The organism is Pseudomonas aegrilactucae, assembly GCF_019168305.1.
Taxonomy (GTDB): domain Bacteria; phylum Pseudomonadota; class Gammaproteobacteria; order Pseudomonadales; family Pseudomonadaceae; genus Aquipseudomonas; species Aquipseudomonas aegrilactucae.
Map to the genome: position 1 here is coordinate 1 of NZ_JAHTBI010000050.1, position 15594 is coordinate 15594.

General features: G+C 63.6%; 12 protein-coding genes and 3 pseudogenes. 11 read left to right on the plus strand and 4 right to left on the minus strand.

Annotation, left to right across the window (positions count from 1 at the left end; translation table 11 throughout):
* Window positions 1–248: 248 nt before the first annotated feature.
* Window positions 249–707 carry a GNAT family N-acetyltransferase gene (locus KUO17_RS14790; RefSeq protein ID WP_217976292.1) on the plus strand — a complete coding sequence of 153 codons (459 nt, stop codon included), beginning with the start codon at window positions 249–251 and terminating at the stop codon, window positions 705–707.
* Here KUO17_RS14790 and KUO17_RS26685 read toward each other — a convergent pair.
* Window positions 692–922, minus strand: coding sequence for a hypothetical protein (locus KUO17_RS26685; protein WP_255263598.1), 231 nt, complete (start codon window positions 920–922; stop codon window positions 692–694). The genes KUO17_RS14790 and KUO17_RS26685 overlap by 16 nt on opposite strands.
* Between KUO17_RS26685 and pdxR the strand changes: the two are divergent.
* The 8 genes and pseudogenes from pdxR to KUO17_RS14825 all read left to right on the plus strand — a co-directional run bounded on the left by pdxR (window position 848) and on the right by KUO17_RS14825 (window position 9875).
* A pseudogene (gene pdxR, locus KUO17_RS14795) lies at window positions 848–2316 on the plus strand (MocR-like pyridoxine biosynthesis transcription factor PdxR). The gene KUO17_RS26685 and the pseudogene pdxR overlap by 75 nt on opposite strands.
* 140 nt (window positions 2317–2456) lie before the next feature.
* Window positions 2457–3176: pseudogene (locus KUO17_RS27220) on the plus strand (HAMP domain-containing protein); the annotation flags it as partial.
* Window positions 3177–3455: 279 nt separating this feature from the next.
* A pseudogene (locus tag KUO17_RS27225) lies at window positions 3456–4032 on the plus strand (methyl-accepting chemotaxis protein); the annotation flags it as partial.
* A gap of 91 nt (window positions 4033–4123) precedes the next feature.
* Complete coding sequence (locus KUO17_RS14805; protein WP_217976294.1) at window positions 4124–5176, plus strand: tetratricopeptide repeat protein; 1053 nt, start codon at window positions 4124–4126, stop codon at window positions 5174–5176.
* 118 nt (window positions 5177–5294) lie between these two features.
* A complete protein-coding gene (locus KUO17_RS14810) occupies window positions 5295–6923 on the plus strand; it encodes a response regulator (RefSeq protein ID WP_217976295.1) in 1629 nt (542 codons plus the stop codon).
* Window positions 6920–7702: an endonuclease/exonuclease/phosphatase family protein gene (locus KUO17_RS14815; protein WP_217976296.1), complete on the plus strand. Its 783-nt coding sequence runs from the start codon at window positions 6920–6922 to the stop codon at window positions 7700–7702. The genes KUO17_RS14810 and KUO17_RS14815 overlap by 4 nt, the downstream gene beginning before the upstream one ends.
* Window positions 7699–8910 carry a cardiolipin synthase ClsB gene (gene clsB / locus KUO17_RS14820; protein WP_217976297.1) on the plus strand — a complete coding sequence of 404 codons (1212 nt, stop codon included), beginning with the start codon at window positions 7699–7701 and terminating at the stop codon, window positions 8908–8910. Before KUO17_RS14815 ends, clsB begins: the two co-directional genes overlap by 4 nt.
* Window positions 8907–9875, plus strand: coding sequence for a lysylphosphatidylglycerol synthase domain-containing protein (locus KUO17_RS14825; RefSeq protein WP_217976298.1), 969 nt, complete (start codon window positions 8907–8909; stop codon window positions 9873–9875). The genes clsB and KUO17_RS14825 overlap by 4 nt, the downstream gene beginning before the upstream one ends.
* Here the strand turns inward: KUO17_RS14825 and KUO17_RS14830 are convergent.
* Window positions 9827–11863 carry an ATP-binding protein gene (locus KUO17_RS14830; protein ID WP_217976299.1) on the minus strand — a complete coding sequence of 679 codons (2037 nt, stop codon included), beginning with the start codon at window positions 11861–11863 and terminating at the stop codon, window positions 9827–9829. The two genes, KUO17_RS14825 and KUO17_RS14830, sit on opposite strands and share 49 nt — an antisense overlap.
* A 67-nt stretch (window positions 11864–11930) precedes the next feature.
* On the minus strand, window positions 11931–12392 hold the full coding sequence (locus tag KUO17_RS14835; protein ID WP_255263592.1) for a nucleoside deaminase: 462 nt from the start codon (window positions 12390–12392) through the stop codon (window positions 11931–11933).
* A gap of 143 nt (window positions 12393–12535) precedes the next feature.
* Here KUO17_RS14835 and KUO17_RS14840 point away from each other — a divergent pair, with 143 nt between their 5' ends.
* Complete coding sequence (locus KUO17_RS14840; protein ID WP_217976300.1) at window positions 12536–13240, plus strand: type 1 glutamine amidotransferase domain-containing protein; 705 nt, start codon at window positions 12536–12538, stop codon at window positions 13238–13240.
* 162 nt (window positions 13241–13402) lie between these two features.
* Window positions 13403–14179, plus strand: a complete 777-nt coding sequence (locus tag KUO17_RS14845; RefSeq protein WP_217976301.1) for a CSS-motif domain-containing protein — start codon at window positions 13403–13405, stop codon at window positions 14177–14179.
* Between the two features lie 263 nt (window positions 14180–14442).
* Here KUO17_RS14845 and hppD read toward each other — a convergent pair whose 3' ends face one another.
* Complete coding sequence (gene hppD / locus KUO17_RS14850) at window positions 14443–15519, minus strand: 4-hydroxyphenylpyruvate dioxygenase (protein ID WP_217976302.1); 1077 nt, start codon at window positions 15517–15519, stop codon at window positions 14443–14445.
* Between the last annotated feature and the right edge of the window lie 75 nt (window positions 15520–15594).

Genomic DNA, 15594 nt, shown 5'->3' on the forward strand with positions numbered 1-15594 from the left:
TGCAACGTACCATGGCCTGCAGGATCGGCGTTGTCAGCCTTGGTGGCCCGGCAGGAGATCTCAGTGGAGCCATCAGGTGACAGTCAATGCATTTCTGTCGCTCTTGAAGTCGAGTGCAACCGCAATAACGGACTGCCCAACACCGCCCAAGTGGTCGGGTCATACCCTCGCCTCTTCCCTATGCTGGGCCCCGTCGCAAGGCACACGGCCTCGACACCCCCACCGCATCCGATCAAGGGCAGACACCGATGACCAGCAGTACCGCACCCGTCACGCTGCGCACGCTCCACGAAAACGATTTCGAACCCTGGCTGCAACTCTGGCTGGCCTACCAGGACTTCTACCAGGTCGAGCTGGGCGAAGCCGTCAACAACACGACGTTCAATCGCCTGCTCGACAACAACGAGCCCCTGTTCGCCGCCGTGGCCGAGCAGAACGGCGAAATGGTCGGCCTGGTGCACGCGGTCATCCACCGCTCCACTTGGTCGAGCACCCACTACTGCTACCTCGAAGACCTCTACGTAGCACCCCAGGTACGCGGCCAAGGCACCGGCGAACAACTGATCGCATGGGTCAAGACAATCGCCGAACAGCAGCACTGCTCGCGCCTGTACTGGCACACCCATGAAACCAACAAGCGCGCTCAACAACTCTACAACCGCGTGGCCGTGAACCCCGGCACGATCCTCTATCAGATCCCGCTCTGATCACACCCGCACAACGGCAGGCATCGACAGCCCGGCACAGGCACGTCAGCATGGTCGACCTGCCACTCACCACCAGAAATCCCTGCATGGCACACACCTTCGAACTCGACACCCTGAAAATCCGCCTCGCCGACCCGGCGCTGGCCACGCTGGAGCTGCGCGTGCGACTGCAGCGCGCACTGCGCGGGCTGATTGTCCAGGGCGTGCTGGCGCAAGGCTCGCGCCTGCCCGCCAGCCGCACCCTGGCCAAGTCGCTGGGGGGTGTCGCGCGACACGGTGGAAATGGCCTATGTGCAGTTGCAGCTCGACGGTTTGATCTGCCGGCGCGCCGGCTCCGGCAGCTACGTCGCCGAGCAGGTCGGGCCCAACCTGCTCGGTGCTCGCGCTGCGCGTACGCTCGCCCCACCGCGCCCGCCCAGTGAACTCGACCTCAGCAGCCGCGGCGCGGCAATCCTGGCCAGCGGCGGGGTCAACGACCAGCAACAGGTCAAGGCCTTCGCCACCGGCCTGCCCGAAACCCGCGATTTCCCGCTCGACACCTGGGACCGCCTGCAACGCCAGGCCCTCAAGGATTACCGCGCCAGCGTGCTGCTGCACGGCGACCCGCTGGGCGCCGAACCGCTGCGCCTGGCCATCGCTCGCTACCTGAACCTGGAACGCGGCGCCAAGGTGCACCCCGACCAGGTGCTGGTGCTGAGCAGCGCACGCCAGGCGCTGTACCTGTGTGCCCAACTGCTGGCCGACCCAGGCCAGCCGATCCTGCTCGAAGACCCCGGTTACTTCGGCGCGCGCAAGGCCTTCGAAATGGCCCAGCTCAAGGTCGTGCCGATTGCAGTCGATGCCCAGGGCCTGCGCACCGACCTGCTGCACGCCGACCGCAGCGGCGCCCGCACGATCTATGTCACACCATCGCATCAGTACCCCACAGGGGTGACACTGTCACTGCAGCGGCGCCTGGAACTGATCGCCTGGGCCAACGAGCGCAACGGCTGGATCATCGAAGACGACTACGACAGCCAGTTCCACTACGACGGCTTGCCCACCGCCTGCGTGCAGGGCCTGGACAGCGCGCAGCGCACGATCTACCTGGGTACCTTCAGCAAGTCGCTGTACCCCGGCCTGCGCATGGGTTTCATGGTGCTCCCCCCCCGCGCTGGTCAAACCCATGAGCCATGCCCGCAGCATGCTGGACGGGCACACCCCGCAACTGGCCCAGCTGACCCTGGCGCGGTTTATCGAAGACGGTCATTTCGCCGCACACATACGCGCCATGCGCACGATCTACGCGGTGCGCCGCGAGGCCATGGCCCAGGCCCTGCACCAGCACCTGGGCGGCATCGTCACGGCGCAGCTGCCGCCGGGCGGATTGCAGATGCTGTGTCGCCTGGAACCGGGTTGGTCGGAAAGGGAGACACTGCGCCAGGCCGCCCGCGTCGGCATCCAGTTGCCCGGCCTGAGCCGCCTGTACGCGACCCCACCCGCCACGGGCGGCTGGCTGCTGGGGTTTTCGGCGTTGACCCCGCACGAGATCAACAGCGCCGTGGCGCGCCTGGCCAAGGCACTGCGAACCGGTGTGCGCAGCGGTCTGACACACGCGCCTCGGGGCTGACCGGGCCGCCCGCTCACGCGCCGAACGTTGCCACAGATCAAGCCTTGACCAAAAAGATGGCACTCTGCCCTAAAGTCCCGCCGCAATAGTCCGATACTGATGCTCGAAGGAACGAGGTCCCACTCATCAAAGGAGCATTCATGCTGCGGGTACTTTCTCTGGAAAATCTCACTGTTACCCGCAAGCTGGGGCTCGGTTTCGGGCTGCTGCTGGCCTTCGCCGTGCTGCTCGCCGGCACAGGCCTGAAGGGCTTGCGCAGCGATGAGCAGTCGTTCGAACGGATCAGCCGGCTGGGCGCGATCTTCGATGAAACCGTGTACGCCCGGGAGGCTAACTATCAATACGCCCTGAGCACCGACAAGGCCCATCTGGGCAGCCACGCCGACCACCAGCAGACCCTCAAGCAGGCGCTTGCGCAACTGCTTGACGATGTGCAGCGCAACCAGTGGCCGGTGGAGGACCTGCCCACCGTGCAACAACTCAATGCCGGGCTGGACAGCTACAACCAGGCACACCAGGCCGCCCAGGCGGCGCAACCGGTAGACGCCAACGCGATCGTGCAAGCCAACGAATTGCTCTCTGCACTGCAGGACAATATCAATGTGCTGTACAAGAAAGAGGAAGAGCGTGCGGCAGCCAGCGTGGCGACAGTAGTGTCGATCCTGCTCGGCGTCACCGCGGTGGCACTGGTGCTGGGCGTGCTGATCGCCTGGCTGATAGGACGCCAGATCGTGCGCCCCCTGCGCCAGACCCTGGACGCTGCCGAACGTATCGCCCAAGGCGACCTGACCGTGCAACTGGACAGCCACCGCAACGACGAGCTTGGGCAACTGCTGCGCGCCATCGGGCACATGAGCCAGCGCCTGCGCGACGTGATCACCCAGATAGGTCAAGGCTCCTCGCAACTGGCGGTGTCGGCCAGCCAACTGGCGACCATCACCACCCAGACCCAGGCCGGCACCGACAGCCAGAAAACCGACACCGACCGCGTGGCCACGGCCATGAACGAGATGAGCTCGATGGTGCAGGCCGTGGCCCGCAACTCCGAAGACGCTGCCACAGCAGCGCGCCTGGCCGACCAGGAAGCAAGCGGTGCCTCGGGCATCTCGCGCAATGCCATCGTGCAGATCGAAGCCCTGGCAGGGGAAGTCGGGGTGTCGGCGGACTCGATGAACCGGCTGCACAAGGAAATCGACCGTATCGCAAGCGTGCTGGGGGTGATCAAGGCGGTAGCCGGGCAAACCAACCTGCTGGCGCTCAACGCAGCCATCGAGGCCGCCCGTGCCGGCGAAGCCGGGCGTGGCTTTGCCGTGGTGGCCGACGAGGTGCGCAGCCTGGCACAACGCACGCAGCAATCTTCCGAAGAGATCGAGCAATTGATCGGCGAACTGCAGCGCATTGCCAACGAAAGCACGCAGATCATGCAATCGAGCGTCGAGCAGACCCAATCGACCGTGACCGGCGTGCGCAACACCGGGGGACGCCTTGGCGATCATTACGCGTCAGGTGTCGGAGATCCAGCAGATGAGCCTGCGCATCGCCAGCGCCGCCGAGGAACAGACCGGCGTGGTGGCAGAGATCACCCGCAGCGTGCTGCATGTGCGGGAAACCGCCGACCAGTCGGCCCTGGCCAGCAGCGAGATTGCCACCTCGAGTGTGGAGCTGGCGCGCCTGGGCAACGACCTGCAGAACCTGGTGGTGCATTTTCGCACCTGAGCCCGCGGCCCCCGGGAAAGGGTTGATCCTTGGATTGACTCTGTTTCCCGCCTGACCCAAGCTTCGGGTTCCCCGCCTGCCCGGATGTCGCATGCCAAAGCCGCGCTTCTATACCCTGCTCAGCCTGATCCTGCTGCTCATCATAGGGTTGGGCTACGGCTGGCGCAGTGACACCCCGGCACCGGCAGTAACACTCAAGCACAGTTACGCCAAGGCCCTGACCATGGCCCACGAAGGCCAGGCAGGCGCTGCGCGGGTGCTGTACCAGCAACTGGGGCGCACCGACCTGTCGGGCATTCGTCGTGCCAGCCTGCATGGCGAGCTGCCAAATTACCCCTCGCCGCTGGCACTCAAGCTGGCCGACAACGACCTGACCCATGACGACCCGCTGGTGCGCAGGGCCGCCATTGCCAGCATCGCTGCGCTGGTGCCGGGCCCGCAACGCAGCCTGTTGCTCGGCCCGATGCTCGATGACCCGGAGCAGAGCGTGCGCTTTGCGGCCGTCGATGCCCTGCTCGGCCTCAGCCCGGACGAAGTCGGCCTGTATTTCGGCCCACTGCAGCAGGCCTTGGAGCAGTATCAGCAAACGCTGCTGCTTCAGACCCAAGACGCCACCGCGCAGGTGCACCTGGCGCGACTGTTCCTGCACGAGCGCAGTGATGGTGAGGCGCTTGCGGCGCTGGAGCATGCCTTGCGCCTGGCACCCGACAACCTCGACGCACTGGCGACCAAGGTTCACCTGCTCGATACCCAGGGCCACACCGATGCCTCCCGTGAAGTCCTGGCCCAGGCGCTGCAACGTCATCCCGAATCGGCCTTCCTGCAACACGAACTGGGCGTATGGCTGATGCGCCACGGCCAGCACGAATATGCCTTGCTGGCCTTTGCCCGGGCGCTTGAGCTGGACCCCGACAACAATGACTACCGCTACACCCTGGCGGTCAGCCTGCACAGCCTGGAACAGGTCGAAGTGGCCCAGAAGCAGCTGGAAACCATCCTCGCCCGCCAGCCCGCCAATCGCAAAGCCCGGGTGCTGCTGATCGGCTACTGGAAGGAGACCGGGCAGTTGCAGAACGTGCAGGTGCTGCTGGCCCAGCTGGAGCAGCAGAACCCCGACGATCCGCTGGTGCAGCAGGGCCTCTGAACGCCGCCTGCCGGCCTTTTGCAATGGGTTTGAACCCTGCCGACACCCCCGATGTCCAGTGATAGTGCATGGAAAATAAGGCAATCGCCTGGCTGTGCGTCATCAAAGGAGATCGTCCGTGAACAACTCGGTGCCCAACGGCGAACGCGCACTGATACTGGCCCCCCCGTCCCTGTGCAGTCAGGCGCTGAACCTGTTCGAGACGGCAGGTATCGAGGTGCTCGTCACCCACGACCTGAACGAGATGGCCCACGCGCTGGACCAAGGTGCAGGGCTGGCCATCCTGGCCGATGAGTCACTCGGCGGTTTCGTCCAGTCGCCAGTGCATCACTACCTGCGCGCCCAACCGGCCTGGTCGGACCTGCCGGTGGTGCTGCTGACCAGCCCGGCACACGCCGCGCACCCCACCGACGCAGACGTGCAGGCAGCGCTGGGCAACCTGTTCCTGTTGCCCTGCCCGTTTCATTCCAGTGGCCTGTTGAGCCTTGCTCACGCCTCGTTGCGCGCGCGCCGCCGTCAGTATCAGGCCCGCCAGCACGGTACGCAGTTGAAGGCGCTGGAGCAACGGGTCGAAGAACAACTGCGCCACCTGCAAGAGAATGAACAGCAACTGCGCCATACCCAGAAAATGGAGGCCATCGGCCAACTGGCCGGTGGCGTCGCCCACGACTTCAACAACCTGCTCACCGGCATCGGTGGCAGCCTGGAAATGATCCGTCGACGCTTGGCCCAGGGCCGTGAGCAAGAGCTGCCAAAGCTCATCGACATGAGCCTGGGCGCGGTACAGCGCGCCGCCGCCATGACCCATCGACTGCTGGCCTTTTCCAGCCGACAGCCCCTGGATGCGCGCCCCGTCGACGTCAAGGCGCTGCTGCAACGCGCGCGGTTGCAGCCGCAGCTCAACCCGGACATCACCCTGCAACTGACCACCGACGACGATTTGTGGCGGGCCGAAGCGGATGCACAACAGTTGCAGGAAGCCCTCGACAACCTGCTGAGCAACGCTCGCGACGCCATGCCCAACGGCGGTGAGCTGCGCATTCATGCCTGTAATCGACGCCAGGGCAAACCCTTGCCCGGTGGTAACCCGCTAGCCAGCGGCGACTATGTCCTGTTGAGCCTGCACGATAACGGCTGCGGCATGCCCCAGAGCACGCTGGACCGCGCTTTTGACCCCTTCTTCACCACCAAGCCGATCGGCCAGGGCACAGGTCTGGGGCTGTCGATGGTGTACGGGTTCAGCCGCCAGTCCCAGGGCCATGTGGCGCTGTACAGCTGTATCGGCCACGGTACGCGGGTCGAGTTGTTCCTGCCGCGCCATATTGACGGGCCAGCGAAACAGCCTGCGCCGGCGCAAGCCGAAACCCGCAGTGGCAACCGCGTGATGATCGTCGAGGACGATGCGACGGTACGCCAACTGGTGCACGAGGCGCTCACCGAGCAGGGCTATCAGTGCACTGAAATGGCCGACGCCAGCCTGGCCCTGCCGGTGCTGCGCTCCAGCCGCCCGATTGATCTGCTGATCAGCGACGTGGGGTTGCCGGGCATGAACGGTCGCCAGTTGGCCGAGATCGCGCGCAAGCTGCGCCCAGGGCTCAAGGTGCTGTTCATCACCGGATACGCCGAAAACGCGACCTCGCGCATGGGCTTTCTCGACCCCGGCATGCAGATGATCAACAAGCCGTTCAAGTTCACCCAGCTGACGCGCAAGGTGGCGCAGATGCTGGGCAGGGGAAAAACCCCATGAGCCTGCCCGAGCCGTCAGCTGGCGTTGAGCAGGCAGCGACCGTGCACGCCGTGCGTATCCTGACGGTCAATGCGCACAAGGGGTTCAGCCCGCTGAATCGGCGCTACGTGCTGCCGGAGCTGCGCGATGCGGTACGCAGCCAGGATGCCGACCTGGTCTTCCTGCAGGAGGTGCTGGGCAGCCACCGCCAGCATGCCCGCCGCCACCCCGGCTGGTCAGAGGTGCCGCAATACGAGTTTCTCGCTGATAGCCTGTGGCCGGTGTTCGCCTATGGGCGCAATGCGGTGTACCCGGAGGGTGAGCATGGCAATGCGTTGTTGTCCAAGTTTCCGATCCTGCACCACGAGAACCTCGATGTCAGCGTGACCGGCAGCGAACGCCGCGGCCTGTTGCACGCAGTGCTCGACGTACCGGGCCATGCGCCCTTGCACACGGTATGCGCGCACCTGGGCCTGGACGAGCGACAGCGCAACAAACAGCTACGCATGCTGTGCCGGCTGCTGGACAGCCTGCCGCCCCAGGCGCCGGTGATCGTTGCGGGCGACTTCAACGATTGGCGTCAGCGGGCGGACGCGCAACTGGCCGGCAGTGGCCTGGTCGACGTGTTCAGGCAAGCGTTCGGGCAGCCGGCGCGCAGCTTCCCCGCGCGCTGGCCGTTACTGTGCCTGGACCGAATCTACCTGCGCAATGCCCAGGCGCGACAGCCGCGGGTAATGACGCGCAAACCGTGGTCACATCTATCCGATCACCTGCCATTGAGTGTCGAGGTACTGCTATGAAAGCCGACTGGCGCGAAGACAACGAGGTGCAACTGTTGATCAATGGCGAGGCGTATTTCCCGGCGGCGTTCGCGGCAATCGCTGCGGCGCGGGTGCAAGTGCTGCTGGAAACCTTCATCATTTTCGAAGACAAGGTCGGCAAGCAGCTGCAACAGGTACTGATCGAGGCGGCGCAGCGCGGTGTGCGGGTCGAGGTGCTGGTGGACGGCTACGGCACGGCCGACCTTAGCAGCAGCTTTCTGCAAAGGCTCAGCCAGGCTGGGGTCAACCTGCAGGCGTTCGACCCCAGCCCCAGGCGGCTTGGCGTGCGCACCAACCTGTTCAGACGCCTGCATCGCAAGATTCTGGTGGTGGATGGCGAGACCGCATTTGTCGGCGGTATCAACTACAGTGCCGACCATCTTGCCGACTTCGGGCCCATGGCCAAGCAGGATTACGCCGTGCAGGTGCGCGGGCCGATCGTCAGCAACCTGCAGCAGGCCACCCTTGCCCTGCTCAACGCACCACCCCAGATGCCCGACCGTGGCCGGGCCTGGTGGCGCCGGGCGCCGGTGATCGCCGCCAGCAGCGAGCAGGTAAAGATGTGCCTGTGCATCCGCGACAACGGCGAGCACCCCACTGATATCGAACAGCACTACATGCGGGCGATTGTCAGCGCGCGTGAACGAATCATCATCGCCAATGCCTATTTCTTCCCCGGTTATCGGTTGTTGCGAGCCTTGCGCAACGCTGCCCGACGTGGGGTGGAGGTCACACTGATTCTGCAGGGTATGCCCGACATGCCCATGGTGCGGTTGTGTTCGCGCATGCTCTACAACTACCTGCTGCGCGACGGTGTACGCATTCATGAATACTGCGAGCGGCCGCTGCACGGCAAGGTCGCAGTGGTGGACCGTCAATGGTCCACCGTCGGTTCCAGCAACCTGGACCCTCTGAGCCTGTCGCTGAACCTGGAAGCCAACCTGGTGATTCGCGATGAAGCGTTCAATGCGCAACTGGCCGACCATCTGCTTGAGCTTGCGCAGGGGCACTGCAAATCGGTGACCCTGCAACGCGTGCTGCGCGGCTACTGGTGGCGTGCCCCGCTGATCTTCGTGGCCTTCCATTTCACCCGCTACTTCCCGGCTATCGTCGGCTGGCTGCCGGCCCATCAGCCCCGGCTCAAGCCGCTGCAACCCACGGTGATGGGCCAGGAGCACCTGTCATGAAGCTATCGCGCACGCACTGGCAGTGGGCGCGGCGCGGGGTGACCCTGGTGTTTTTCATCCTGATCCCGACGCTGCTGTTCATGCTGCTGCGCAACCAGGACTGGGGCGAGGTGCGCCACGCGCTGCTGTCCTATCGGCCAGGTGCATTGCTACTGGGCGTGGCCATCGCTGCATGCAGTTTCCTTCTGTTCAGTGGCTACGACCTGCTCGGGCGCCGTTACACCGGCCACACCCTGCCCGCGCGCAAGGTCATACCGCTGGCGTTCGTGTGCTATGCCTTCAACCTCAACCTGAGCGCCTGGGTTGGCGGCGTGGCGTTGCGTTATCGGCTGTATTCGCGCCTGGGCCTGGATATACCGACCATCAGCCGCATCCTGGGGCTGGGGCTGGTGACCAACTGGCTGGGCTATCTGCTGGTGGCCGGCAGCCTGTTCGCCTGCGGCTTGCCACGCCTGCCCGCAGGCCTTGACATCGGCACCCGCGGCCTGCGCCTGATCGGTGTGGCGTTACTGCTGGTGGCCTGCGCCTACCTGCTGGCCTGCGCCTTCGCCAAACGTCGCAGTTGGCAACTGCGCGGGCAGCCCCTGACCCTGCCGGGGATCCGCCTGGCGTTGTTGCAGGCGCTAATGGGAGCCAGCAACTGGCTGCTGATGGGGCTGGTGATCTTCAGTCTGTTGCCCGACAAGGTCGGTTACCCGACCATTCTGGGCATTCTCATGATCAGCAGCATCGCGGGGGTAATCACGCACATTCCGGCAGGCCTTGGGGTACTGGAGACCGTCTTCATCACCCTGCTGCAGGGACAGTACGCACAAGGCACCTTGCTGGCAGCGCTGATCGGCTACCGAGCGATCTACTTTCTGCTGCCATTGCTGATTGCCTGCGCGGTGTACCTGGTGCTGGAGCGCGTGGCCAGTCACGGCACCCGCACATCGGCGGGCGAAACGCGCAGCGCTTCGCCCTGAAGCATGCCCTTGACCCGTTGAAGCAGCACGTCCAGCGCAAAGGGCTTGGTCAGCAACGCCACCCCGTCTTCCAGGGTGTCATGCTGGGTGATCGCCACATCGGTGTAGCCGGTGATGAACAGCACTTTCTGCTCGGGGCGCTGCTGACGCAAGGCGCTGGCCACTTGTCGGCCACTGAAGCCACCCGGCAGTCCGATATCGGTAATCAGCAGGTCGATCCGCTCAAGCGCCTGGCAGGCCGCCAGGCCGCTGCTGCCGTCAACCGCCTCGACCACCTCGTAGCCCTCCTGCTGCAATACTTCCTTGAGCAGCAGACGCAGAGTCGGCTCATCATCGATCAGCACAATGCACCCCTTGGCAAGCGGGCCTGCCTGACGCTGCTGTGGTGACGGCAGCAAAGGGTCGCTGCTGCACCCGGCATAGCGTGGCAGCACCAGGTTGATCCGGGTACCACCGCTTTGGGGCGACTCGATCCATACCCGGCCACCCGACTGGCGAACAAAACCGTACACCATCGACAGGCCAAGGCCGGTACCCTGCCCCGCGGGCTTGGTGGTGAAGAACGGCTCGAACGCGCGCGTGGCCACCTCTGCCCGCATGCCGCTGCCATTGTCCTCGACGCTCAGGGAGCAGTAGTCTCCCGGGGGCAAGCCGTCCTTGCCAGGCAGGCTCGCATCGTAGCGTTCATTGCTGGTGCTGATTTTAAGGCACCCACCGGCCGGCATCGCATCGCGGGCGTTGATGCACAGGTTGAGCACGGCGTTTTCCAGCTGATTGGCATCCACCAGCACACCCCACAATTGCGGATCGACCTGCAGTTGCATGGCGATGTCGGGGCCCACCGTCTGGCGGATCAGGGCATCGATGCCGTGGATCAGCGTGTTGAGGTTGGCCGGGCGCGGATCGAGCGGTTGGCGCCGGGCAAACGCCAGCAGCCGGTGAGTCAGTACTGCCGCGCGCTGGGACGCCTCCTTGGCCGCAAGGATGTAGCGGTCAAGGTTGTCGTACTGGCCCTGGCCGATTCGGCGCTCGATCATCTCCAGGCTGCCGCTGATACCGGTCAACAGGTTGTTGAAGTCGTGGGCCACGCCGGCAGTCAACTGTCCCACGGCGTCCATCTTCTGGCTCTGGCGTAGCAGCTCTTCGGCCTGGAGCAAGGCGGCGGCACGCTCACGGTCCAGGGTCACGTCATGGCCGATGGCGGTATAGATGCCGGCGCTGGGCACGACAGACCAGCTGAACCAGCGATAATGCCCGTCGCGATGACGCAGGCGGCTTTCTACACCTTGTACCGTCTGGCCGTTGCGCAACTGCATGAGTATGGCGTCGACCACGCTCAGGTCTTCGGCATGCAGGAAGTCGAAGATCGAGCGCCCCACGACCGCGTCGTCCCAGCCCAGCAAGGTATGCCCCGACGGATTGAGCGCATAGATCTGCAGGTCCTCGCGCACCAGCAGCATGATATCGCTGGACAGTGCCCAGATCCGTGCATGATCGGCCGTCTGCTCGAGGATCTGCTGCTCGAATGCATCGGCGCGCTCGCGCCACTGCTGCTCGTTCCTCACACTGCTGGTGGTCTCGAACACCGTGTTCAGAAAGCCAGCCACCTGGCCGGACTCGTCACGCACAGGGCTGTAGCAGAACGTGAAGTAGGCCTGTTCCATCACGCCGTTGCGGTCAGTGTTGAGCAGGAAGTTCTCCATGAACACCGCTTCGCCGGTATAGGCACGCCGGGCCAGGCCGCAGATGTCGTCCCAGACATCGCTCCAGATCACATTCAGCGGTTTGCCCAGCGATGCCGGCTTGGCGCCCAGCAGGGGCACGAAGCCGTCGTTGTGCAGCGTGATCATCTCGCTACCCCATACGAGGCAGCCGGGAAACTTGGAGGCCAGCAGCATATCCACCGCAATGCGCAACGACGTCGGCCATGCCTGCGACGGGCCCAGGGCGGTCTGGGCCCAGTCGAAATCCCGCACGGCATCGCTCATGCCACCTGATTGAAGAGGCGATGTCGGGAGATGAGTCATGTGCATGCTCGACGTGTTTCCTGAAGGCTCAAGCCTCGGACTCTTCGCCGATGTCTTCGTTCCAGAGTGCGCGATGGTCGTGGATGAATTGTGTCATCAGGCCGATGCAGTCGTGATCATCGAGCACGTGCAACTGAACACCGCGTGCCTTGAGCAGTTCTTCTTCGCCGAGGAAGGTACGGTTTTCACCGATGACCACCTGCTTGATGCCATACAGCAGGATCGCCCCGCTGCACATCGCGCAGGGTGACAAGGTGGTGTAGAGGGTGGCCTGGGCGTACACGCTGGCCGGTTGGCGCCCGGCGTTCTCGAACGCATCCATTTCGCCGTGCAGGATCGCACTGCCCTGCTGAACCCGGCGGTTGTGCCCGCGCCCGATGATCTTGCCCTCGTGCACGATCACCGAGCCGATGGGAATGCCACCCTCCTCGACGCCTTTGCGCGCCTCGTCGATGGCGGCTTGCATGAAGCGTTGGGTCTCGTCGGTCATGGCTGATGCTCCTGCTGGAAGCTGATAGAAGTGAAATTAGCACACCGCCTTGGTCGATGGCGGCATTTGCACCGGCGGCTATGCTTTACAGGTTTGCTTTTTCCGCCGTGTGCATCGGCCCCCACCTTCGAAGGAGCGCTGCAATGAGCAAGAAAGTACTGGTAGTGCTGACCAATACGGCCAAGTACCCCACCCTCAAGCGGGCCACCGGCCTGTGGCTGGGTGAGGCGGTGCACTTTGTCGACGTGGTGGAGCAAGCCGGCTTCCAGGTCGACTATGTCAGCCCGGCAGGCGGCTATGTACCCATTGATCCTCACAGCCTGAGCATGGCTCAGGACATCGACTGGCAATGGTATGACAACAAGGCATTCATGAATCGGCTGGGCAGCACCCTCATGCCGGGGCAGGTCAACGCCCGGGACTACCAGGCCATCTACTTTACCGGTGGGCACGGGGTGATCTGGGACTTTCCCGACAACGTGGCGCTGCAGGCCCTGGCCCGGCAGATCTTCGAGGCTGGCGGGGTAGTCGCTTCGGTGTGTCACGGGGCGGTGGGCCTGCTCAACATCAAGCTCAGTGACAACACCCTGCTGGTCAAGGGTCGCGAGGTCACAGGCTTTTCCAACACAGAAGAACAGTTGGTCGAGCTGGACAAGGTCGTGCCGTTCCTCACTGAAAACGAGCTCAGTGCGCGTGGTGGCGTGTACCGCAAGGCCGAGGACCCGTGGCAGGAGTTCGCCATCGCCGACCAGCTTGAAGGCCGCCTGGTCACCGGACAGAACCCGGCCTCGGGTGCGGCGGTCGCCCGTCAGGTACTGGCGGTATTGGCCGCACCTAAAGCGGGTTAGGCCCCCAGCGCGTCGACGAATAGCACGGCCGATGTCGGCGCGTCTTACAAGGGCAACCTACGTCACTCACTTATGCTGGACGGCATCCGTTCAAGGCTCCGCGCCTCGCTCCGTCAACATAGGTGAACCATGGCTCCTCATAATTTTCGCGCCGGTCGCGTCGTGCTGGAATTGCTGATAACCCTGCTGATCGGCCTGACACCGGTAGCGTGTGGCCTGTTGATCATGGCCTGGCAAGTAGAGAAAACCCTTGCCGAATCGACCCGGGTGGCGATTGAACAGACGTTGTTCGATGTTGATGGCATCCTTGATTCGCTGCATAACGCCAGCAACAAGGTCCTCAACCTTGCAGAGTTCCCTTGCCAGAAAGCCTTGCCGAGTTTGCGCACAGAAGTGGTCATGCGCCCGGCGTTGCGTTCGTTGGTACTGGTGCGGGAGAACCGTGCTTTTTGCAGTACGGTGAGTGGTGAGTACCAGTTGCTGGTCGACCCTGGCAGTTTCTTCAACCAGCGCTTGCGCCTGGAGCCCGGTAACGATGTGACACCGGATTCGGCGATCCTCTATTACCGCTTGCAGGAGTACCCGCTTGGGGTGCTGGCGCTGACGGATGGTTCAACCTTGCAGGCAGTGATGCAGGGTATCAAGGCGCGGACCACGCTGGTGCTGCAGTTTGGCGATGCGTTCTTGTGGCATGACGGCAACGTCATCGAAGGCGACCTTCCGGACCATAGCGAGCAGCACATGCGTGCGCTGTCGGTCAGGTATGGCTATGCCGTGCATGGGGGGTATCCGAAGGGGTTCATGTGGAAGGAGCTGACGAGCAATGGGTTGGCGATTCTTCCGTCGTTGCTGCTGGTGGGTGTGATGACGTCGGCGGCGGTGTACTGGACGTTGTTCCGGGGGCGTCGGGAGTATCAGCCGAAGCGAAGTCAGGGGTAAGGGGCCAGCTGATTCGCAGCAGATACTGGATAAGCTCATCAAGCTTGAAGCTTGCGGGGCCGGGGTCCGCTGGCAAGCCAGCTCCCACAGGTGCCCCGCCGTTCTCGGGGCATGTGATTATCCTGTGGGAGCTGGCTTGCCAGCGAAGGCGGCCTTAAGGCCCAAAGCGCACTGCGCTGCGGCCCCCCTTCCGGTGCAAGTGCCAAGCGTTCGGCACAAAAAAAGCCATCGGGCTACCCCGATGGCTTTTTTGACTCATCCGATCAGTCGGTAGTCAACACGCCCCGACGTACCTGATCGCGCTCGATCGACTCGAACAACGCCTTGAAGTTACCCTCGCCGAACCCGTCATCGCCTTTGCGCTGGATGAATTCGAAGAACACCGGCCCCATCAACGTTTCGGAGAAAATCTGCAGCAGCAAGCGCTTGTCACCCGACTCGGACGAGCCGTCCAGCAGAATCCCGCGGGCCTGCAGCTCATCGGCCGGCTCGCCATGGTTGGGCAGGCGCCCTTCCAGCATTTCGTAATAGGTATCCGGCGGCGCCGTCATGAAGCGCATGCCGATCTTCTTCAGCGCGTCCCAGCTCTTGAGCAGGTCGTCGGTCAGGAACGCCACATGCTGGATGCCCTCGCCGTTGAACTGCATCAGGAACTCTTCGATCTGCCCCGCGCCCTTGGACGACTCTTCGTTGAGCGGAATGCGGATCATGCCATCCGGCGCGGTCATGGCCTTGGAGGTCAGGCCGGTGTACTCGCCCTTGATGTCGAAGTAGCGAATCTCGCGGAAGTTGAACAGCTTCTCGTAGAAGCCGGCCCAGTACGCCATGCGCCCGCGATACACGTTGTGGGTGAGGTGGTCGATGATCTTCAGGCCTGCACCCACCGGATGGCGGTCCACACCTTCGATCCAGTTGAAGTCGATGTCGTAGATCGAGCTGCCTTCCTCGAAACGGTCGATCAGGTACAACGGCGCACCGCCAATGCCCTTGATCGCCGGCAAACGCAACTCCATCGGCCCGGTTTCGATTTCAACCGGCTGCGCCCCCAGCTCCAGCGCACGCGCATAGGCCTCATGGGCATTGCGCACACGGAACGCCATGCCGCACACCGACGGACCATGCTCGGCAGCAAAGTACGATGCAACACTTTTAGGTTCGTTGTTCAGGATCAGGTTGATACCGCCCTGACGGTACAGGTGCACGTTCTTGGAGCGGTGGCTGGCAACCTTGGTGAAGCCCATGATCTCGAAGATCGGCTCCAGGGTACCCGGGACAGGCGCGGCCAGTTCAATGAACTCGAAGCCCATCAGGCCCATCGGGTTTTCGAAGATATCTGCCATGTTCGTTTCCTCATCATCAAAGCGGTTCAATAACGCTGGTTACTTGCTGTCGATGTAGGGCGAACGTGGCGGCGC